The organism is Brevibacterium sp. LS14 (assembly GCF_012027885.1).
GTDB lineage: Bacteria > Actinomycetota > Actinomycetes > Actinomycetales > Brevibacteriaceae > Brevibacterium > Brevibacterium casei.
The window spans coordinates 1-19,652 of record NZ_SJXG01000044.1 but is presented as its reverse complement, the minus strand read 5'-3'; the positions used below and the strand labels follow the sequence as shown (position 1 = coordinate 19,652).

At 67.6% G+C, this 19,652-nt stretch carries 17 protein-coding genes, 1 tRNA gene, 1 other RNA gene and 1 pseudogene; 9 read left to right on the top strand and 11 right to left on the bottom strand.

Features of this window, described 5'->3' with window-relative positions; all coding sequences use genetic code 11:
• Positions 1-3: 3 nt before the first annotated feature.
• Complete coding sequence (locus EZE58_RS06795; protein WP_009378068.1) at positions 4-966, bottom strand: WYL domain-containing protein; 963 nt, start codon at positions 964-966, stop codon at positions 4-6.
• 127 nt (positions 967-1,093) lie between these two features.
• On the opposite strand from EZE58_RS06795, the gene EZE58_RS06790 reads away from it, so the two are divergent.
• Positions 1,094-1,489, top strand: coding sequence for a RidA family protein (locus EZE58_RS06790; RefSeq protein ID WP_009378070.1), 396 nt, complete (start codon positions 1,094-1,096; stop codon positions 1,487-1,489).
• 2 nt (positions 1,490-1,491) lie between these two features.
• On the opposite strand, the gene EZE58_RS06785 is transcribed toward EZE58_RS06790, so the two are convergent.
• The 5 genes and pseudogenes from EZE58_RS06785 to EZE58_RS06765 form a co-directional block, all read right to left on the bottom strand.
• Positions 1,492-1,983, bottom strand: coding sequence for a MarR family transcriptional regulator (locus EZE58_RS06785; protein WP_009378072.1), 492 nt, complete (start codon positions 1,981-1,983; stop codon positions 1,492-1,494).
• A complete protein-coding gene (locus tag EZE58_RS06780; protein WP_009378074.1) occupies positions 1,983-3,353 on the bottom strand; it encodes an Ig-like domain-containing protein in 1,371 nt (456 codons plus the stop codon). The genes EZE58_RS06785 and EZE58_RS06780 overlap by 1 nt, the downstream gene beginning before the upstream one ends.
• 167 nt (positions 3,354-3,520) lie before the next feature.
• Positions 3,521-3,616: signal recognition particle sRNA small type (gene ffs, locus EZE58_RS06775), an RNA gene on the bottom strand.
• Between the two features lie 105 nt (positions 3,617-3,721).
• Positions 3,722-4,971 (bottom strand): annotated as a pseudogene (locus EZE58_RS06770) (DUF6596 domain-containing protein).
• Positions 4,935-5,363 (bottom strand): YciI family protein, encoded by a 429-nt coding sequence (locus tag EZE58_RS06765; protein WP_009378078.1) that lies wholly within the window; start codon positions 5,361-5,363, stop codon positions 4,935-4,937. The pseudogene EZE58_RS06770 and the gene EZE58_RS06765 overlap by 37 nt, the downstream one beginning before the upstream one ends.
• Before the next feature lie 329 nt (positions 5,364-5,692).
• Here EZE58_RS06765 and EZE58_RS06760 point away from each other — a divergent pair, with 329 nt between their 5' ends.
• The 3 genes from EZE58_RS06760 to EZE58_RS06750 are packed head-to-tail and all read left to right on the top strand — an operon-like array spanning position 5,693 to position 8,702.
• The gene (locus EZE58_RS06760; protein ID WP_119296517.1) at positions 5,693-6,778 is read left to right on the top strand and encodes a hypothetical protein; all 1,086 of its coding nucleotides are present in this window, start codon (positions 5,693-5,695) and stop codon (positions 6,776-6,778) included.
• Positions 6,778-7,509 (top strand): ABC transporter ATP-binding protein, encoded by a 732-nt coding sequence (locus EZE58_RS06755; protein WP_119296518.1) that lies wholly within the window; start codon positions 6,778-6,780, stop codon positions 7,507-7,509. Before EZE58_RS06760 ends, EZE58_RS06755 begins: the two co-directional genes overlap by 1 nt.
• Positions 7,506-8,702, top strand: coding sequence for an FtsX-like permease family protein (locus tag EZE58_RS06750; protein ID WP_009378089.1), 1,197 nt, complete (start codon positions 7,506-7,508; stop codon positions 8,700-8,702). The genes EZE58_RS06755 and EZE58_RS06750 overlap by 4 nt, the downstream gene beginning before the upstream one ends.
• A 107-nt stretch (positions 8,703-8,809) precedes the next feature.
• Here EZE58_RS06750 and EZE58_RS06745 read toward each other — a convergent pair whose 3' ends face one another.
• Complete coding sequence (locus EZE58_RS06745) at positions 8,810-10,270, bottom strand: MFS transporter (RefSeq protein WP_063249859.1); 1,461 nt, start codon at positions 10,268-10,270, stop codon at positions 8,810-8,812.
• A 102-nt stretch (positions 10,271-10,372) separates the two neighbouring features.
• Between EZE58_RS06745 and EZE58_RS06740 the strand changes: the two genes are divergently transcribed.
• The gene (locus EZE58_RS06740) at positions 10,373-11,356 is read left to right on the top strand and encodes a helix-turn-helix transcriptional regulator (protein WP_063249858.1); all 984 of its coding nucleotides are present in this window, start codon (positions 10,373-10,375) and stop codon (positions 11,354-11,356) included.
• A 146-nt stretch (positions 11,357-11,502) separates the two neighbouring features.
• Positions 11,503-11,590, top strand: a tRNA-Ser gene (locus EZE58_RS06735).
• A gap of 189 nt (positions 11,591-11,779) precedes the next feature.
• Here EZE58_RS06735 and EZE58_RS17680 read toward each other — a convergent pair.
• The 3 genes from EZE58_RS17680 to EZE58_RS06720 all read right to left on the bottom strand — a co-directional run bounded on the left by EZE58_RS17680 (position 11,780) and on the right by EZE58_RS06720 (position 14,752).
• A complete protein-coding gene (locus EZE58_RS17680; RefSeq protein WP_167560144.1) occupies positions 11,780-13,357 on the bottom strand; it encodes a SpoIID/LytB domain-containing protein in 1,578 nt (525 codons plus the stop codon).
• Positions 13,358-13,475: 118 nt separating this feature from the next.
• Positions 13,476-14,009, bottom strand: coding sequence for a type 1 glutamine amidotransferase domain-containing protein (locus EZE58_RS06725; protein ID WP_095376059.1), 534 nt, complete (start codon positions 14,007-14,009; stop codon positions 13,476-13,478).
• 146 nt (positions 14,010-14,155) lie between these two features.
• Positions 14,156-14,752: a TetR/AcrR family transcriptional regulator gene (locus EZE58_RS06720; protein ID WP_144588408.1), complete on the bottom strand. Its 597-nt coding sequence runs from the start codon at positions 14,750-14,752 to the stop codon at positions 14,156-14,158.
• Positions 14,753-14,813: 61 nt separating this feature from the next.
• Between EZE58_RS06720 and EZE58_RS06715 the strand changes: the two genes are divergently transcribed.
• From EZE58_RS06715 to EZE58_RS06705, 3 genes are all read left to right on the top strand, one after another.
• Complete coding sequence (locus EZE58_RS06715) at positions 14,814-15,380, top strand: hypothetical protein (protein WP_144588410.1); 567 nt, start codon at positions 14,814-14,816, stop codon at positions 15,378-15,380.
• Between the two features lie 62 nt (positions 15,381-15,442).
• On the top strand, positions 15,443-15,628 hold the full coding sequence (locus tag EZE58_RS06710) for a hypothetical protein (protein WP_144588412.1): 186 nt from the start codon (positions 15,443-15,445) through the stop codon (positions 15,626-15,628).
• A 142-nt stretch (positions 15,629-15,770) separates the two neighbouring features.
• On the top strand, positions 15,771-18,236 hold the full coding sequence (locus tag EZE58_RS06705) for an N-6 DNA methylase (RefSeq protein ID WP_167560142.1): 2,466 nt from the start codon (positions 15,771-15,773) through the stop codon (positions 18,234-18,236).
• Here EZE58_RS06705 and EZE58_RS06700 read toward each other — a convergent pair.
• A complete protein-coding gene (locus EZE58_RS06700) occupies positions 18,216-19,529 on the bottom strand; it encodes an ISL3 family transposase (protein WP_167560186.1) in 1,314 nt (437 codons plus the stop codon). The genes EZE58_RS06705 and EZE58_RS06700 overlap by 21 nt on opposite strands.
• Positions 19,530-19,652 lie beyond the last annotated feature (123 nt).

Genomic DNA, 19,652 nt, shown 5'->3' with positions numbered 1-19,652 from the left:
GACTCAGCCGTAGCGCTCGGCCATCGCCCGGGCCTTCTCACCGAGGCGGTCGCGCAGTGAGTCCGGGGCGATGACCTCGGCATCCGGTCCGAGCTGCCACAGCGCCCACTCGGCATGCTCGTAGTCCTGGAACCGCACGACGAGCTCCACCCCGCCGTCGACCGCAGCCAGAGTGCTGCGGTCGACGGCGGTCTCGTTGAGTGCCGTCGCTCCGGCCTCGTCCGTGCGCACGGTGACCGTGAGTCCCTCACCAGAGGAGCGGAACCGCTCGCTGCGCTCACGCCACAGGGCAGGCAGATCGACCGAATGCGGCCGCTCGGCCGGTTCCTCGGTGAGTTCGGCGGCGAGCATCCGGTCGAGTCGGAATGTGCGGTCCTCGCCGGCGACGAGGCCGAGGAGGTACCCACGGCCGCGGGAGGTCACCAGGCCGATCGGATCGACGGTGCGCCACCTCGGCGAGGAGCCAGGGGATGAGTAGTGCACATGCAGACGCAGGCCCCTGAGCACGCCGAGGCGGACGGCGGTGAGGACCTCAGGGGTGACGTCCTCGGTCGGCCGAGAACGGGCGAGCAGATCGGTCTCGGGTTCGACGAGGATGCGTTCGGCGACGGTGCCGACAGCAGTGCGGTGACTCTCGGGCAGGGCGTCGACGAATTTCCGCATGCCGGTGACCAGCGCCGTCGCCAGTCCGAAGAGCGCCTCGCCGCGAGGCAGTCCCGAGGCGATGAGCGCGAGGGCCTCATCGTGGGTGAGGCCGGTGAGCTCGGTGCGGAAGCCCGGCAGCAGGGAGAAACCGCCGTGGCGGCCGCGTTCGGCAAAGACGGGGACTCCGGCGAGGGAGAGCGCGTCGATGTCGCGGAGGATCGTTCGGGTCGAGACCTCGAGTTCTCTCGCGAGGGCGTCCGCGGACATGCGCCCGCGCTGCCGAAGGAGCAGCACGAGGGAGACGAGGCGGTCGGCGCGCATAATCACACTGTAGGGCAATACATGACAGGAGATGTCGTGATTGTCGGGAATCCTCATCAGTGGGCCGTCGAACGACGGCCGAGACAGCAGCGCCGGCGGATCCAGCCGGCCCGGCAGAGGAGGACGAATGGAACGCAGCGCAGTCAATCCGGTCACGTGGTCACAGGAGCTCGGCTTCAACCAGGGAGAGCTCGCCACGGGAGCCACCCGCACACTCTATATCTCCGGGCAGACGGCGATGGACGTCGACGGGCGCCCGCAGCACGACGGTGACGTCGCCGCGCAGCTGCGGCTCAGTCTCGACAATGTCGAAGCCGTCCTCGCTGAGGTGGGGATGGGCCTGACCGACCTCGTGAGGCTGAACGTCTATACGACGGGGATCGACGACCTCTTCCCTCACTACGGAGAACTGGCCGGGAGGCTCGCTGAGGCCGGCGCGGCGCCGACGACGACCATGCTCGAGGTCTCTCGACTCGCCGTGCCCGGGCAGGTCGTCGAACTCGAGGGGATCGCGGTGGGCTGAGCTCACTCCCGGTTGCTGCGCAGGCGCTCCCTGTGGCGTGACCACGCGGCGGCGAGGTCGACGTCGTCGATGAGCCACGACATGTAGTCGTGCATGTTCGTCACCCGGGCATGGGCATCCGTGCCCGGGTCGACGTGCGTGAGCGCTGCCGCGGCGAGTTCGCGCTGAGCCCGGAGGTAGGCGTACTCGCGTTCGAGGAAACCCGCCCACACGTCGGCATCCATGACGAATCCGTCCGCCCGCGAACCCGGCCGTCGGACCCGGCGGACGAAGCCTGCGTCGATGAGGCGCCTCGTCGCCGTCGACACCGTGCCCGTGCTGATGCCGAGCGTGTCTGAGAGCTCGGCGGCGCTCACCCCGCCGGAGGAGTCGAGGAGCAGGTAGCCGGCGATGCGACCTTCGAGCGCCGAAGCCCCCGACATCGCCCACAGTGTGCCGAAGCGGACGGCGAACTCGACGCGGAAGTCCCCGTCGTCGTGCGGTCGCGTCGTCATCAGCTCAGCGCGCTCATCTTCTTCCAGTCCTCCCAGTCGTAGACCCAGTCCGAGATGTCGCTGTCCTCGGTCGAGAGGTCGACCGAGGAGTCCTTGACGATGACGGGGTCGCCGTAGATCGCGGAGTCGTAGTACTCCTTCGCGCGCTTCGTCGTGAGGTTGATGCAGCCGTGGGAGACGTTCTGCGAGCCCTGCACACCCGCCGACCACGGTGCCGCATGGACGAACTCGCCGTTGTTGTGGATGCGCACGGCCCACTTCACCGGGGTCGTGTACCCCCACCGGGCCGAGGTCATCGTGTAGTCCGAGTGCTTCGACATGACGACGTGGACGCCGTTGTACGACGGTGCCTTCGCCGATCCGAGCGAGGTCGGGAAGTCCATGACCTCCTTGCCGTCGCGGGTGACGACCATGCGGTGGGTCTTCGCGCTCGCCTCGGTGATCTGCTCCCGACCGATCTCGAAGTCGAGGGTGAGGTCGTTCTCACCGACCCGCCCCTTCGCGGTGGGCACGTTCTTCAGCGGCGCGTCGACGGAGACCTTCGAATGCGCCGGCCAGTACTCCTTGGGGCGGAAGTGCAGGCGCGACTGCGGATCGTCGGGCAGCCACGCCCACGAGCCCTCGACCTCGCGCTTCTTCCCGTCCATGTCCGTGACATCGACGCTGAGACGGTGCTCGACGTCGTCGCGGTACTTCTTCTCCACGGTCGATCCGAAGCTGAGGATGATCGGGGCGGCGACTCCCACGGTCTGGTCGTCGGAGAGGACGGTGCGCACCGCCATCGGATCGCCGTCGGAGTCATCGACCGTCGCCGAGGCGGTGAAGTCGTGGTCCTTCCCGTCCGGGGTCGTCGCGGTGGCCGTGACCTCGTAGGTGCTCGAGGCGACGAGGTCGAAGTCCGAGACCCACGACGCAGACCCGTCGGGTGCGGAAACCGTCGTGTCGTCGACGGGATCCTCGGCCTCGATGACGGTGCCCGCCTCGTCGAAGAACGTTCCGGGATCGGCGCTGATGCGCGGGTAGTCGGTGTCGGTGATCGTCACGTCCTTGAGGGTGGCGCCCTCGACGCTCAGACTGATCCGCTTGCCCGCCTTGACGTCGACGGACGATCCCGACGCGACGGTCTCACCGGTCGGTGCCTGGCTGGGGTCTGCGGTCGCGCTGGGACTCCCGGGTGCCTCGGCGGCGGTCTTCTCAGCCTTCCCGGTGTCGTCGACGGCACCGACGCGGAAGGTCGGGGCGGGGGAGGCCTCGGTGGTGGCGGAGTCCTTCCGGGTGGCATCGGGATCGGAATTCGTCGGAGTGCAGGCGGCCAGCAGCGCCAGTGCTGAGACAGCGGCGACTGCTCCGGTGGATTTCAGACGTGACAAATCGGGGACCTCGTTCGCAGGACGGGAGCGGGGAGCACGCACAATGCTAGGAAAGCCACATCTCGAAACTATGACGGATGTTGTCTCGCGCTCATGGATGCGGCCGGCGGATCGGCTCTGACCTGGGGAATCAGTCGGAGAGGGAGTTGCCGAATCGTGATCTGGGCAAAGAGGACTCCCCGTGCACCCGCCAGAGCTCGCTTACCCTTGCTGCCTTCCGGCCCTGGGGGAGTTCACAAGATGACGCCGCACGGGGAGCCACCGACCAGTCTAGGCGAGAGCGACGCCGGGGGACAAAATGAGCGGGTGCGAGGTCGCTCACGGCGGCGCGGTGAGCCGGCGCTCACCCCTGCGCGGTGAGCCGGCGCTCACCCCTGCGCATCGACGACTGCGGCATCTGCCCCGCCGAGCCGCCGGGCCTTCCCACGCAGCACCTCACGCTCCCGCTCATTCGTCGCCAGCTCCGCGGCCCGTGTGAACTCCGCAACCGCCTCGGCGTCCCGGCCGAGCCTCGCGAGAAGCTCGCCGCGGACGCTGGGGACGAGGTGGAAGCGGGCGAGGGCGCGAGCGCCTCGAGGTCGGCGTAGAGAGCGGCGATGCGCACCCAGTCGGTGTCGGCGAAGCGGCGGGCCGAGGAGTGGACGCCGGCGATCTGAGCCTGCACCGTGTAGGAACCTCGCCGCTCGCGCAGCCCCAGCGCCGTTGTCAGCGAAGCCTCGCCGAGGCGGATGAGCGACCGGTCCCACCGGGACCGGTCCTGATCGGCCAGGAGCACCGGCTCGCGTGCCGGCCCGAGCCTGGCGGGGAAGCGGGCCGCGGTGAACGCCATGAGGGCGACGAGTCCGTGGACCTCGGGTTCGCAGGGGAGGAGGCCCGCGGTGATGCGGGTCAACCGCAGCGCGTCCATCGAGAGCTCCGGTCGCATCCAGTCCCGGCTCGCGGTCGCGACATGCCCTTCGGAGAAGAGGAGGTAGAGGACGGAGAGGACGGCGGAGAGTCGGGCCGGCCACTCGTCGGCGGGTGGGAGTGCGAAGGGGACATCGGCCGCGGCGAGCGCTTTCTTCGCCCGGACGATGCGCTGCTGGATCGTAGAGACCGGGACGAGGAAGGCGCGGGCGATCTCCTCGCTGGTCAGGCCCCCGACGACGCGGAGAGTGAGCGCGAGCTGAGCCTCCCGGCGCAGGACGGGATGACAGGAGATGAAGACGAGCCGGAGGACGTCGTCGTCGATGGCATCGGGATCCCAGGGCAGTGCGTCCGAACCCGAGACCTGCTCATCCTCGAGGCTGCGCCCGAGTGCTGCGATGCGCTCATCGAAGCGCTCACGCCGCCGCCACGCGTCGATCGCACGTCGCTTCGCCACGATCATCAGCCATCCGGCGGGATTCGCCGGCACCCCGGACTCCGGCCACGCTGCCAGGGCCTCGGACAGCGCCTCCTGCGCAAGATCCTCGGCGAACCCGAAATCGCCGACGTGGCGGGTGAGGGAGGCGACGATCTTCGCCCCCTCGATCCGCCACGTCGCCGCGATCACCCGGGCCACCGCCTCGGCGGGGTCCGGGGAATCAGGACCGCCTGAGGTCACGATGTCCCGCCGACCTTCCCCTCGGCGATCCATTCCTGCTCCTTCTGGATCCATTCGTTGTCCTGCGGGAAGTCCTCGGGACCGGTCACCCGACGGATCTCGATCTGGGATCCGACCCCGAGCGGAGCGCGCTTGGCCCATTCGATCGCCTCCTCCTGCGAGGGCACCTCGAGGATCCAGAAGCCGTTGAACAGCTCCCGCAGCTCGCCGTAGGGGCCGTCGGTGACGGCGGGATCGTCCTCGCCGAAGTCGACGACCGCGCCCTCGGAGGCGTCGGTGAGTCCGGCCCCATCGGCGAGGACTCCGGCGTTGACCATCTGCTCGTTGTAGGCGCCCATGGCGGCGATGATCTCGTTGAAGTCGGCCTTTTCGAACGCGTCCACGGCGGCCTGGTCGACGGTGCGCATGATGAGCATGTACTTCATGATGACTCCTGTGTCAGGGGTGTCGGAGGATCCCGGGCGGGACCCTCTCATGCACTGCGTCGAACAAGCGTATGCCGGATCGACACCTTCCCGGATCTTTTTCGCCGAGGCGGTCGGCGGCTGCTCCGTCCGTGTGGACCGGGGGTCCGCCGAGGTGGTCGGGTTCTCCCCGCCGACGACGAGGGGATCTCCCTGCTGTGACGGTGGGGAAAGCCGCCCACCTGCGGATCGAGACCACAGTGTTATGGCCTCGTGACGCGAACGCGACCGAATCGTGCTGGCCCCCTGCATAGGGTGGAGTGTCCGCTCCCCCAAACCCCCAAGGAATCATGCAGATCTTCCGCCGTGTCATCCTGCCCAGTGCGTTTCTTCTCGTCCTCGTCGTCATCGCGGCGATGCTCGCGTGGATCGCGTTCAAGCCGGCGCCGGAGGACGGGTTCGATGCCGCCTCGGCGAGCGGTCAGCCGGTCGGTTCCTCGGTCGTCGCCGAACGCGGGTCGATCGCCAACACCCTCGAGCTCAAGGGTGCGATCGCCGTCGACAGCCCGACCGCGGTCAAGGCGGGACGGGAGGGCACCGTCAACCACTTCTTCGTCGAACCCGGCGCCGAGGTGCTCGAAGGTGCAGAGCTCTTCCAGGTGAGAAGCGAGGGCGAACCGTCAGCACCGTCCGAGGACGGTGGAACCGGGGACGGTGGAACCGGCGACGGAGCTGCGGCGCCCGCGGCCCCGCCGAAGCCGAAGTACCACACGGTCGTCGCTCCCGCCGACGGCACGGTCGGCGACTTCGCCGTCGACAAGGGCGACACGGTCACCGCCGAGACCGAGGTGACGCAGCTGCTCAAGGACTCCTTCACCGCGCAGGCGTCGATTCCTGCAGTCGACCTCTACCGCGTGCCGAAGCTGCCGGAGACCGCGTCGATCACGATCACCGACGGACCCGAGCCCTTCGACTGCACGGCGCTGCGCCTCGACCAGGGGGCCGCGGTCAAGCCGGCGCCGAAGGCCGACGGCAGCGGCGGCGAGTCCGACCCGGCGGCCGAGGACCCGGGCACCGACACCTCGGCGACGGCCGGTGACGGACCCAAGCTCATCTGCGCGATCCCGGAGAAGCAGACCGTCTTCAACGGTCTCGATCTCACGATGACCGTCGAGGCGGGGGAGGCCTCCGACGTCATCGTCGTCCCCGTCACCGCGGTGCGCGGACTCACCGATACAGGCACCGTGTGGGTCATCGGCGACGACGGACAGCCCACGGAGCGGGCGATCGAGATCGGCCTCAACGACGGGGCGATGGTCGAGGTGAAGTCCGGGCTCGAGGAGGGGGAGGAGATCTCCGAGTTCGTCCCCGGCACCGAACCCCAGGACGAGGGCGACATGTCGGGTGACATGTCCGGCGAGGAGTTCGACTTCTGATGGCTGAGGTGCCACTGCTGGCCCTGCGCCACGTTGCGAGAACCGTGCCCATCGGCGAGGGGAGACTCCTGACGATCCTCGCCGACATCAACTTCACCGCGAGCTCCGGAGAGCACATCGGCATCGTCGGCCGCTCCGGCACCGGAAAGTCGACCCTGCTCAACATCCTCGGCCTCCTCGACGCCCCGACCGGCGGGGAGATGGAGTTCGAAGGGGTGCCCGTCCACTCGATTCCCCGCAACCGGGCGGCGAAGATCCGCGGACGCGACGTCGGCTTCGTCTTCCAGCAATTCAACCTCCTGCCCGGCCGATCGGCGGTCGAGAACGTCGAAGCACCGCTCATGTACGGCACCGGCAGGGAGTTCCGGAACCGGCGGCGGATCGCCTCGGAGATGCTCGATCGCCTCGGCCTCGGCGACCGTCTCGACTCGAAGCCCAACCGCCTCTCCGGCGGCGAACAGCAGCGGGTCGCGATCGCCCGAGCACTCGTGCGTTCACCGAAGATCGTCCTCGCCGACGAACCCACCGGCGCTCTCGACGTCGAGACCGGACAGCACGTCATGGCCCTCCTCGACGGGATCACCCGGGAGTCAGGAGCCGCTCTCGTGACGATCACCCACGACCTCAGCATCGCGAACATGGCCACCAGGCGGTACTCGCTCCACCGCGGGGCGCTGCATCCAATCACCGCGGGGGCGACCGCGGAGTCGCTGGTGGGAGGTTCACGATGATCTCAGCATTCGCCGCCTCGATCGTCGAGGCGTGGCAGGAGCTGCGCGTCCACAAGGTCCGGGTGCTCATGTCCCTCATCGGCGTCGGCGTCGCCGTCTGCGGCCTCACCCTCGTCGTCGGCTTCGGCGACATGATGCAGAAGGGCCTCGCCGACGACTTCGAGAAGCAGAGCGGTCGGGAGGCGACGTACACGTACACGCTCACCCCATCGGGTCAGGCCACGCCGGCGGAGAGCGAGAGGATCGCCACGGCGCTCGCCGAGACTCAGAAGCGCTTCGGCATCGACTACGTCTCGGCGAGGGGGTACGCGGAGACGCGGGTGCAGAGCCCCTCGGGTGCGGTCACCGCCTCGGCGAACATCGTCGATCCTGACTTCGCCGTGATGCACCGCGTCACCGTCGAGACCGGCCGCTGGTTCATCGCCGGCGACGCGGAGAACCTCTCCCCGCCCATCGTCGCCGACACGACGTTCCTCGAGCAGTACGGGATCGATCCCGAGGCGCTGCCGGCGACCGTCGAGCTGCCCGGTCATCAGACGGGCACGGCCACGGTCATCGGCTCGGTGCGCGGCTACCCCGACGCCGAGGCGGGCGAGATCTATGTCCTCAACGGCCAGGAGCAGAAGTTCGGGCCCGACGTCACCGCCCCCACCGACTACGAGATGTGGCTGCCGCCCGACGTCGCGAAGCAGCTGAGCAAGCAGGTCGAGACCGATCTCAAACGACAGCTGCCGGGAGTCGGCGTCGAGACGATGCGCTCGGATATGGCCTCCGACATCGGGGATGCCCTGGGACCGGTGAAGAACGTCCTCCTCTTCATCAGCGTCCTCATCCTCTTCATGGGCATGCTCGGGCTCGTCAACATCTCCATGGTGACGATCCAGCAGAGGATCAGGGAGATCGGCATCCGCCGCTCCTTCGGTGCGACGAGCAGGCGGATCTTCTTCTCCGTGATGATGGAGAGCGTCGTCGCGACGACGCTGGCCGGCGGCATCGGGGTGCTCATCGCGGTCCTCGTCCTCAAGGCCCCGATCGTCGGGGAGACCGTGTTCCAGGGCATGACCGCCCCGCAGGTCCCGTTCACCGCAGTCATCGTCGGCATGATCGTCTCGATCGGCATCGGCGCGCTCGCCGGACTCGTTCCCGCGCTCGTGGCGATGCGGGTGCGCATCATCGACGCGATCAGGGCGTAGGCACCTGACCCTCGCCGAGGCGGGACCCGGGTGGGCGCGGTGCCGCCGGGTCCCGCCTCGGCGAGGTCGGGCGCGTTCCCCAGGGAGGGCCGTCGTCGTGGCCCGGGTCAGGCCGGCGTCGCCGCCCGCTGGACGCGCAGGAGCACGAGGGCACCGGCGCCGAAGACGAGGCTGAGGACGATCTGGGTGAGGCTCGCGAGTGCGAAGGCGTCGTCGTAGCCGAACCAGGCGGTGAAGACGTGGAACAGGGCGCCGAGGAGGGCGACCCCGACGGCGATGCCCGCCTGCTGCATCGTCGCGATGAGTCCGCCGCTCAGTCCCGCCACCCGGTCGGGTACGGCGCTGACGACGGTCCCGACGAGGGGCCCGAACTGGAGGGCCTGACCGGCGCCGAGGATGAGCGCCGGCAGCTGGAACCACAGGTTGAACTCCCGACCGGCGGCGTCGGCGACCTCGGCGACGCCGAGGAGGCCGAGGATCTGCAGGCCGGTGCCGAGCAGCATCGTGCCCGGTCCGCTCAGGCGCCTGACGATGCGGGGGACGAGGAGGGAGACGGCGAGGAACGCCGCGGCGAAGAGGCCGAGCGTCATCCCCGAGACGAACGCGGGATCGCCGTGCCCGGTCTGGCTGGTCAGGGCGAAGTTGAAGAGGAACGTGCCGAACCCGCCGAAGAAGACGAACGACATGAGCATCCCCACCCACGCCGCGGGGGCGCGGACGACCTGCGGCGGGATGAGCGGGTCGCGGCCGCGCGCCTCGGCGACGGACTGCCAGACGGCGAACGCCGCCAGCGCTGCGGCGGAGACGACGAGGAGGGTGGCCGGCAGTGGCACCCAGCCGGTGACGGGACCGAGGGCGAGTCCGATGACGAGGCCGACCATCCCGATGCCCAGCAGCGCGGCCCCGCCGAGGTCGAGCGGCGCGGGGGACGGCGTGCGGGATTCGGTGAGCCGAAGTGAGCCGAGGAAGGCCGCCAGAGCGACGACCGCGCAGCTGAGGAACGCCGCACGCCAGCCCCATGTCGGGCCGAAGGCGGAGATGAGGCCCCCGCCGATGACCTGCCCGCTGACGGTGCCGACACCGGAGAAGGCACCGAAGAGGCTGATCGCTTTGAGCCGCTCGGCGCCGAAGAGAGCGTGCTGGATGCTCGCGAGGATCTGCGGCATCATCACGGCCGCCGCGAATCCCTGGACGGTGCGGGCGATGAGGAGTTCGGCCGTCCCCGGAGCGAGGCCGACGGCGAGGGAGATGACGACGAGGGCGGCGGTGCCGAGGGTGAAGAGGCGCCGACGTCCGAACCGATCGCCGATGCGTCCGCAGAGGATGAGACCGGAGGCGAAGGCCGCGGAGAAGAGTCCGACGACGAGCGCCGATGCGGAGTCCCCGGCACCGAGCGCCTCCTTGACCGCAGGGATCGCGATGTTCGACACGGAGAACATGTAGGTCGCGAGGAACGCCCCGACGTGGAGCGGCCAGAGGACCGCGCGGTCGGTCGCCTCGGCGGGGGTGGTGTGGTCGTCGACGGGAGCACTCGATTCTGCCTCAGCGGCACCAGGGGTGATTCTCATGCTTCCATTCTTCGGTGCCCGTGACCAGAGTGGGAGGGCGTGGTCATGGTGGTGGTCGCGCCACCTGGATGCGGGCGGGGCAGTGGGCGGAGAATGGGGAGCATGGCACAGGAGAGGACGAGCGAACTGGGACGGTTCCTGCGGTCGCGCCGCGACCGCGTGCGGCCCTGCGACGTCGGATTGGCGAAGGGACCGCGGCGGCGGGTGCCCGGGCTGCGGCGCGAAGAGGTCGCGGTGCTCGCGAACATCGGGACGAGCTGGTACACGTGGCTCGAGCAGGGGCGTGAGGTCCATCCCTCCGAGTCGGTGCTCGAGGCGATCGCCGAGGCGCTGCTCCTCGACCGCGAGGAGCGCGCGCACCTCTTCCTCCTCGGCGGGTACCCGGATCGGGTGACGAACCCCGGGGATTCGGAGGTGGGGGAGCAGCTGCGGACGATGCTCGAGGAGCTCCTGCCGCTGCCGGCGATGGTCACCGACCCGACGTACACGATCCGGGCGTTCAATCCCGTCGAACGCTACCTCGTCACCGACCTCGCCGAGGTAGCCCCCGCCGACCGCAACTGTGCGATCCAGGCGTACGAGAACCCCGAATGGGCGGAGATCTTCCAGCCCCTCGACGAGCACAAGCGCCTCCTCGTGGCGAAGATGCGCGCGGCCTACGCCGAGTCGCTCGAGGACCCGGAGTGGGGACCGCTCCTCGAGCGCCTCGGCCGATTCGAGGAGTTCCGCACGCTCTGGGACTCCGGCAACGTCGGACGCAGGCCGGGGCGGACGAAGGTCATCGAGAACCCGTACGTCGGCACCCTCAACCTCACGATGACGACGCTCATCGCGCAGGAGAACCAGCGGCTCACCCTCTCGGTCTACCTGCCCGTCGACTCGGTGACGCGGTCGCGGCTCGAGACCCTGCACGGGTGGATCAAGGACGGCAGCATCGAGAAGCGGCGCGCAGAGGTGGTGGCGGCGCGGGAGGCTGCCGCGCGCGAGGCGGTTGAACGGGCGGCGGCTGAACGGGCGGCTGCTGAACGGGCGGCTGCTGAACGGGCGGCAGTTCCGGGGCGTCACCTGCGGGCCGTCGGTGACTGAGCGGGCCGTTCACCTGAGGGCGGGCGGGCCGTTCACCTGCGGGCTGTCGGCGACTGGGCGGCCCGTTCACCTGCGGGTCGTGTGATGGTTCACACTTCGCCGCCGCGATTTCGCATTGCGGTGACGACTCCGATAAGCTGATCCGCGGAGGATTCGCCTAGTGGCCTATGGCGCTCGCCTGGAACGCGGGTTGGGTTAACGCCCTCAGGGGTTCGAATCCCCTATCCTCCGCCACACGACGAAGCCCCTCACCGGTAGTGCCTCGGTGAGGGGCTTCTTCGTGCCGCCACGATATCGCCGACGCGATGTCCGCGCGAGACGACAACCGCTCGGTTTCGATCCGCACGCTATGGATCGGACCAGCGCGTGCGGATCAAAACCGAGCGGTTGCTCCGGCTGCGGCTCGGAGCGACGCCGCGCGCGTCACCCCATCGTGAACGACGCCGACTTCAGCTTGAGCGAGCTGCGAAGCTCCGCACCTGTGCGCGTCGCGGTCTTCCCCTTCGTCGACGTCGCCTTCGCCGAGGTGACGAGACCGGAGGAGGAGCGCGTGAGGTCGACGCGGGCGACATCGGGCAGTCCGAACGCCTTCGCCATCGCCGCCTGCGAGGGCTTCGCCGTCCACGATGCGTTGGGATTGCCCGCGGACTTCGATTTCGCTGCCGCGTCGTCGCGCGAACGGAGGTAGGGGACGTCGCTGCCCCACACCTCGGCGGCGGAGTTCGTCTTCCCACCCGAGGACGACGAGTACACGGCATCGATGAGCGCGCCCCTGTACATGACGACCTTCGCGTTCCTCACGGTCGACCCGGACCCGGACTGGGTGGCGCGGACGGCATTGCGCCACGGTCCGCTGTCCTTCGCGTTCTCATGCCCCCAGCCCTTGAAGTGCTGGGAGGTGACCTCGTCGTAGACGTTGCACGCGCACGCCGACTTGAGCGGTCCGAGGTTCCGATAGGCGTACGTGCGCGCGGCGATCGCCTGCGCCTCGAGGGCGGGTGCCCTCCACGAGGCGGGCACCTCGGCGACGCCGGGCAGGTACTCGCTGTTCGTGCGCATGACGCCGAGGACGTTGAGCGCGTTCTTCAGCTGCCGGATCTCGATCTTCCCGTGCCGATACGTTCCCGTCGACCCGCTCTGCGCCTTCGACACGGCGACCGTCGTCTTCTGCGAGCCTGACCAGTAGCGGGTGCCCTGCCATTCGACGGTCAGCCATGAACCCTCGTACGACTTCTTCCCGACCTTGGCGCGCACTTTGCCCGCCGAGGTGCGCTCGACGGTGATCTTCCCACTCGACTCCGCGGTCGTCTTCCCGACCCGCACCCGCAGCCTGCCCGAGGCGGGGGTGAGCGTCACTGACCGCTCGCCGGCTAGGAGTTGGACGGTGATGTCCGAGTTCGCGTTCGTCGTCGTCGAGGTGACCTTCGCCGGGTTGTAGTAGTGCTCGAGGATCTGGGTGGCGCTCCTGCCCTGGGCGGCCATGCCCTGGGCGCCGTACTGGCTCATCCCGACGCCGTGGCCGAACCCTGAGCCCTTGAGCGTGAACGTCGACGGGGCCGCCTCCTTGACGACGACTGTCGCTCCGCCTCTGCTCGTCCACGTGATCCGGCCGTTCTGAAAGTCCTGGCGGGTCTGCGAGCCGGACCTGTACTCGTTGCTCGTCGGGTACCCGAGCGGACCGTTCTCCCAGCCCGACCGCTGCCAGGCCGCGCGGATGGCACCCCAGGTCGCATGCGCGCCAGTCGCCCTCGTCCAGTGGATCGTGCCCGACCGGAAGGTCTGATAGCAGCCGCGGTCCTTGAGCGTGCAGCGCTCCGGGCCATTCGCCGGCCCCAGCCGTCCCTTGTCCCCTCCGAGCGAGCGGTGCATCGCGCCGATCCCACCCTTCGTCGGGTAGGCCGCCTCTGCCGGTGAGGCGACACCGAAGAAGATGAGGAGCACGGCGATGAGCAGGCAGGACACGAGGCCGGACGCATTGCGCCCGGGGGAAGAAGCACGCATGGCATGATCCTATGCCGAGGTGTCAATTCCTCCGGGCAGACGCCGGATGACGAACAGGCGAACTCCCCGGACCGGGGCTATCAGGCAGGGTCCGGGGAGTCCGCTCAGGCGTGTGGGGTCAGCTCAACTTCTCGCTGATCGCCTCGTTGAAGGCGTCGAGATCCCCGGGGTTGCGCGAGGTGATGAGGTTGCCGTCGACGACCACCTCGGCGTCGGTCCAGTCTGCACCCGCGTTCTCGAGGTCGACCTTCGTCGACTCGAACGATGTGAGCTTCCGGCCCTTCGCGACACCCGCCTCGGCGAGGATCCACGGGGCATGGCAGATCGCGGCGACGGGCTTGTCGGCGTCGAAGAACGCCTTGACGAACGCCACGGCGTCGTCATCGGTGCGCAGGGTGTCGGCGTTGATCGTGCCGCCGGGCAGGACGAGGGCATCGTAGTCAGCGGCGTTCGCCTCGGCGAGCGGCACGTCGACGTCGAAGACCTCGGCGTGGTCCCAGTCGCCCTCCATCGCCTGGAGGGTGCCCTCGGACGGGGAGATGAGCACCGTCTTCGCGCCGGCCTCGTCGAGTGCGGCGCGGGGGCTGGTCAGTTCGACCTGCTCGACTCCGCGGGTGAGGAGGAATGCGATCGTCTTGTCAGAGACTGCCATGGTCGTTCTCCTTCGCTGGGTTTCGGCAATACCGGTTGTCATCATAGAACGCCATCGGGGTGCGCGGGTATTCCCTCCCAGGGGAAGAGTCCGGTGGGTGAGAGGAGTCTTCCCAGTCCTCCCGGGTGTCGTCGTCGACGCGGAGTTCAGCTGCCGTCCGGCCCGTCCCCGAGGGCGACGATCGCGTCCGCCGAGGCGGCGACCGCGTCATCGACCCAGGCGGGAACCTCAGTGCCGATGAAGGGGCGGACGATGCCGTACGGGGCGAGCCGCGTGCCCATCGACAGCAGCTCCCGCCGGTGCGGGGTCGGGTCCGGGAAGCGGCGGACGAGCAGCTCCTCCATCGCCGCATCGATGTCGTCGTTGATGTGGAGGGCGTCCTCGCGCACACCGACCGGGCCGTCGGCGGCGAGTCGGGACGCCCGGTGAAGGAGCATCGAGCGGGCCTCCAACGGGTGGTCGCGGCAGAAGGCGGAGACGTGCCTCGCCGAGGCGGTCACCGCCTCGTGCGGATCGGGCAGGGCGTACGCGGCGAGCAGGCCCTCGTGGAAGTGGGCGATCGAGCGCAGCCAGAGTCTCGCGAAGACGTCGTCGCGTGAGGCGAAGCGGTGGTAGATCGAGCCGGTGGGCCCGCCGATGGCGCGGGCGACGTCGGCGATCGTCGCGCGAGGTCCGTGGTCGGCGAGCGCGCGAGCGGCGCCGTCGAGGATGTCGTCGTCGGAGAAGCGTGAGGGTCTTGCCATGACACCCCATCATAGCTAGTTTTAGAGCATGAGTTTTAGAACAAGTAATTTAAAACCGACCGTGACCACCGCACCGGTCCAGCGCTGGGCGCTCATCGCCGGGTGGGGGAGTCTCCTGCTGCCGCTGCCGAGCGTGCTCTGGCGACTCCTCATGCTCGCCGGCGTCGACGTCGGGTTCGGGCTCAGCGGTGAGGTGCGTGAGTCGGCGGCGGGGATCGGCTACGTCCTCGGTCTCGAGGTGCTCACCGTCCTCGTCGCGGTCCTCGGCTTCGGACTCATCCGACGCTGGGGAGAGGTGGTCCCCGGATGGGTGCCCCGCCTCGGCGGGCGGACGATCCCACCCCTGGTCCCGATCATCGTCAGCGGCATCGGGAGCGCGGTCCTGCTCGGCCTCATCGGCTCGGTGCTCGCCAAGTTCGTCCTCGCGTGGACGGGGACGGTGCCCGGCTGGACCCCGGATGTCGGGATGACTGCCGGTGAGCGGGCCTTCCTCCTCACCTGCTACGTCCCGTTCTTCCTCTGGCCGGTGGCGATCGCCGTCGCCCTCATCGGGTATGCGCGCAGACGACTCGGGACCCGACCCGGCCGCACGAGGGTGCGGCAGGGACAGGCCCCGATCGTGTGCTGAGGCGCGCGGCTCAGCCGACGAGGAACTCCCGCTGGGCGTCGGTGAACGGCTTCGGCTCCGTCTTGAGCAGGACCTTCCCGGCAGGGTGGCCCTCGCGGAGCGGCTGGAAGTGGCGTCCGCTCGCGGTGCCGATGACGTGGGCGGCGATGATGCCGACCCCGCCCGAGGCACCGGAGATGAAGACCGTCTCCCCGGCGGTCGGGGCGATCGCACGGATGCCGGCGATCGCGGTGCGCCCGGCGATGTAGAGGCTCCCGGCGACGTCGCTGCCCAGTCCCTTGGGGATCGGGTCGAGGTGGTACTCGGGTCGGTGATGAGGAGGGTCTCGGTCTGCGAATGGTTGGGGTAATTCAAGTCCAAGTAGCTGAGTACCGGCTGTAGACTTGCCGCATGTCGGTTGAGGAACATCTGCACAATTTTGTCACCGCGGCGCGGGAGATTCTTGAAACACCCGGTGCCAAACCTGAATCATCGCTGTACAGTGCATTTAGCACATTCCTCGAAGCCGTCACATACGAGTTGAACCCGCAGAGTACGCCCACCTTCTTGCCGCAGATGGGGGCGAAAGATATTGGTATCCCAGACTACCGGGTTAACCAGCGTCGCGAGCTACTTGGGTGGGTTGAGCTCAAGGCGGCAGCTAAACCACTTAACGAGCTCACCGGACACGACGCACGTCAGCGCGAACGTTTTGTCGACGGACTTCACAACCTGATTCTGACGAATGGTTGGGAATGGGAGCTGTACCAGGATGGCCGCCAGGTGGGATCGACGGTCCGTGTCGGTACGGCAGACATCTTCAAGCCCGATGCATTGCCCGCGGCACCGACTGATGCCGAGCTTAGGGACCTTCAAGACCTCCTGCGATCATTTCTCACGGCACGACTGGCCGATTACTCGACGGTCTCATCCGCCGTTGCCGCTCTTGCAGTTCGGGCACGTGCGCTGCGCAATGGCTTGAGCGAGGTTGGAGAGGCCGAAGCTGGAGAAAACTTGGTATCTCTAAAGGCTGATTTCAAGGACCTCGTGTTCCGTAATGGGCAAAAGTTCGATTGGGCGAGATTCGTTGACTCTTATGTGCAGATTGCCGCGTTCGGTGCGTTGCTCTGGCGGTTGCAGACTGGCTCGCCCATCTCGCTCGACCACCAGGTCGGGCTCAAGTATGGCGTGCATCCACTCCTATACCAATGTTTGCAGATCTTGTGGTCGCCTTCGTCTCGGCCACCTCTTCTCCAGCCGTTGCTCGAGGAGCTGTGCCGCACAATTAACTTGATCCCCACCTCGCTTTTCGATGCTCCTCCAATTGCTGATGACCGCCGTTACGTGCCCGACCCTATCGTCCACGCATATGAGCCGTTTTTTGCGGTATACGATTCGAAAGCTCGTGATGCCGCCGGCGTCTACTACACGCCGGTACAAGTGGTGGAGCACATTGTGTCCGGGGTCGAACACGTGCTAACAACCACCTTTGACCGACCTCTCGGCCTGCTAGATCCAAACGCGCGATATCTCGATCCTGCGACTGGTACCGGCACATTCTTGCTCGGTCTCGCCCAGGCAACGGCAAGATCCGCGTCCTCACTTGGACTGCCGTTAGACGCTGCCGTGCATGAATTGGTCACCAAGCGGTTGGCGGCTTTCGAGCTTTTGCCCGGGCCGTACACGATCGCACATCAGCGTATGGAGTCGCTTTTGGAGACCTTCGGTGCGCCGGTAGATGAGCGACTTCCGATCTATCTAACGGACACATTGGCGGCACCAGAGGGAGACAAGCTCACAAAGAGCGGGTTCGGCGTAGCCGGAGACGAGATTCTCAGGGAACGGCAACGAGCCGATGAGGTCAAAGCTACCGACGAGCTATTGGTCGTACTGGGTAATCCGCCCTACGAGCGCCTCCCCGCGGCTAGCGGGGTGGAACAGTTCACCCGCGGATTGATGGACATTCTCCGCGACCACACGCCAGCTGACTATCGTAGCGACCTTAAGAGCACTTCCGACTTGTACGTCGCATTCTGGATGTGGGCGTTATGGGCGCTGCAGCCACCGAGCACTCGCCAAGAGACAAGCGTGATCCCGGAAGTCGACACTCGAGACGCAAACGGTGTGGTTGCTTTTATCTCAAATCGCACGTGGATTCAGGGTCGATCGCTTATCGGGTTGCGTGCCATTGCTGCACGAGGTGCGCGGGACATCTGGGTGCTGGATCTCGGTGGGGACACCCGCGGATCAAACGGAATCAAGGATTTCGCAGGTGCCGACAGAAATGTATTCGACATTCAGACCGGCGTCGCAATTGTATGGGTCGTCTTCGACCGCACTTATGACGGCGACCCGAAGATTCACTACCGGCGTCTACTCGGGACTCGCGCCGAAAAATACGCCTCGCTCCGCGAGCCGTTCGACCCGGACCTATTCGAGACGTTATCTACTGACCCCAGGGACGGGCTCGTGCCGGTTTTTTGGGACAATGATGATCTGGCCGAGAGCCCGGCATTGCCGAGTTTGTTCGCAGACGAACCGAAGACTGGATTCCAGACTGCGCGAGACACAAAGCCCCTTTCTCCGATAGCTACAGACCGCGACGCTGTTTTTGCTGTTGCCCCCGCGAGCCGCCGAGGCGACCCTCCGGTATACACAGGAAATCTCGGGAAGTGGTCGAGGCTTCCGCTGGCGGAGCGGAAGGCTGAGTGGAACACAGCAGACTCCAAGCGGCGGAAGCGGAAAGTCCCGACCCCCGAATCACTGTCGACTGACAAGGTGCGGCGCATCCTGTATCGCCCTCTTGACTACCGTTGGCTTTACAATGATCGCGACTGGATCGACTGGTTTAGGGGCTCATCGTGTTTGAGGGTGTAGTAGTGGCCTGAATCCGCCGGTCTCGAGCAAGCTTCTCGCGATGTAGTGGGTCAGGTTCCTGAAGCCCAGGGCAGACCCGCGGAGGTGCTCGAGGCGGCCGTTGATGGCCTCCGATGGCCCGTTGGACGTGCCGGGGCGGTCGAAGAACGCGAGGATGTCGGCCGCGCGGCGCTTGATCGTCCGGCCGAGGGTGATCAGCTCGGGCAGATCCTTGGGGACGCCTGCGGAGAGTTCCGCGATCACGCGTTCGAAGATCTTCCTCCCGCGGGCGGGATCCTTGTGTCGGTAGGCGGCGACCGCGCGCTGGTAGACGTCCCAGGTGACCTCGACGGCGACATGATCGGGATGCTGGTCGAACACTGCCTCGAGCGTCGCGAGTTGGTGCTGCTTCAACAGTCCGAGCCCCGTCCTGAGCAGACGGCGGCAGCCGTAGAGCGGGTCGCCGGTCCGGCCGCGATGCCCGAGAGTCTCCTGCTGGACGCGCTGCCTGGTCTTGTCGAGCGCATCGCCGAACAGCTGAACGACATGGAAGGGATCCATCACGGCCGTCGCGTCGGGGATCTCTTCGCCGGCGGCGGTCTTGTAGCCGGTGAAGCCGTCCATCGCGACGACATCGATGCCATCGCGCCAGGCCTTGGGGCGTCCGGCGAGCCAGGTCTTGAAGGCGTGCTTCGAGCGGCCTGGGACCATGTCGAGCAGCCGGGCGGGGCCGGTCTTCTCGCGGGCCGGGGTGAGGTCGATGATCACGGTCACGTATTTGTCGCCGAGGCGCGTGTGGCGCCAGACGTGTTCGTCGACGCCGATCGTGGTCACCCCGTCGAACCTGCGGGGGTTGTCGATCAGGACGCGCCGGCCCTCGACGAGCACGGCGTCGTTGGCGGCATGCCAGGACACGTCGAGGGACTCCGCGACCCGCGCGACGGGCAGGTGCTGGCAGACGACAGCTTCCAGGGCCCACCGGATCGCGGCGCGAGTGAGTTTCCCCCGCGGCTCGGCCGCCGCCGTGGTGTCCTCGCGCCAGATCGTCCCACAGTCGGAGCATGCGAAGCGGCGGACGCGGACGAGGAGCGTCGTCGGCCGCCAACCCAGCGGGACATGCGCCAGCCGGCGGGCCTGTGTCCCGCGGGCGATGCCTTCGGCGCCGCAACCGCGACAGAACGGGTCGCGGTCAGTGACGCGGCATTCGAGTACCGCCTTGTCAGGATCGATCTGCTGGCCCGTGACGGTGAGGCCGTGCTCATCGAGGAGGCAGAACGCAGACAGGTCAGGGGCGGCGAAGGTACCGTGGAACATCGTCGAGGTCTTCCTGATGGACAGCGTGAGAACTTCCATCATCGGAAGGCCTCGACCTCGTCTCCGCGACCGCCACGCCGCCGGCTCGTCAACCGACGGCTACACCCTCATCCGCGAAGAGCC

Excerpts from the sequence above, each read along its gene's own strand:
- EZE58_RS06795 (WP_009378068.1), bottom strand. The coding sequence starts at position 966 with ATGCGCGCCGACCGCCTCGTCTCCCTCGTGCTGCTCCTTCGGCAGCGC.
- EZE58_RS06790 (WP_009378070.1), top strand. The coding sequence starts at position 1,094 with ATGGAACGCAGCGCAGTCAATCCGGTCACGTGGTCACAGGAGCTCGGC.
- EZE58_RS06785 (WP_009378072.1), bottom strand. The coding sequence starts at position 1,983 with ATGACGACGCGACCGCACGACGACGGGGACTTCCGCGTCGAGTTCGCC.
- EZE58_RS06765 (WP_009378078.1), bottom strand. The coding sequence starts at position 5,363 with ATGAAGTACATGCTCATCATGCGCACCGTCGACCAGGCCGCCGTGGAC.
- EZE58_RS06760 (WP_119296517.1), top strand. The coding sequence starts at position 5,693 with ATGCAGATCTTCCGCCGTGTCATCCTGCCCAGTGCGTTTCTTCTCGTC.
- EZE58_RS06755 (WP_119296518.1), top strand. The coding sequence starts at position 6,778 with ATGGCTGAGGTGCCACTGCTGGCCCTGCGCCACGTTGCGAGAACCGTG.
- EZE58_RS06750 (WP_009378089.1), top strand. The coding sequence starts at position 7,506 with ATGATCTCAGCATTCGCCGCCTCGATCGTCGAGGCGTGGCAGGAGCTG.
- EZE58_RS06745 (WP_063249859.1), bottom strand. The coding sequence starts at position 10,270 with ATGAGAATCACCCCTGGTGCCGCTGAGGCAGAATCGAGTGCTCCCGTC.
- EZE58_RS06740 (WP_063249858.1), top strand. The coding sequence starts at position 10,373 with ATGGCACAGGAGAGGACGAGCGAACTGGGACGGTTCCTGCGGTCGCGC.
- EZE58_RS17680 (WP_167560144.1), bottom strand. The coding sequence starts at position 13,357 with ATGCGTGCTTCTTCCCCCGGGCGCAATGCGTCCGGCCTCGTGTCCTGC.
- EZE58_RS06725 (WP_095376059.1), bottom strand. The coding sequence starts at position 14,009 with ATGGCAGTCTCTGACAAGACGATCGCATTCCTCCTCACCCGCGGAGTC.
- EZE58_RS06720 (WP_144588408.1), bottom strand. The coding sequence starts at position 14,752 with ATGGCAAGACCCTCACGCTTCTCCGACGACGACATCCTCGACGGCGCC.
- EZE58_RS06705 (WP_167560142.1), top strand. The coding sequence starts at position 15,771 with ATGTCGGTTGAGGAACATCTGCACAATTTTGTCACCGCGGCGCGGGAG.
- EZE58_RS06700 (WP_167560186.1), bottom strand. The coding sequence starts at position 19,529 with ATGTTCCACGGTACCTTCGCCGCCCCTGACCTGTCTGCGTTCTGCCTC.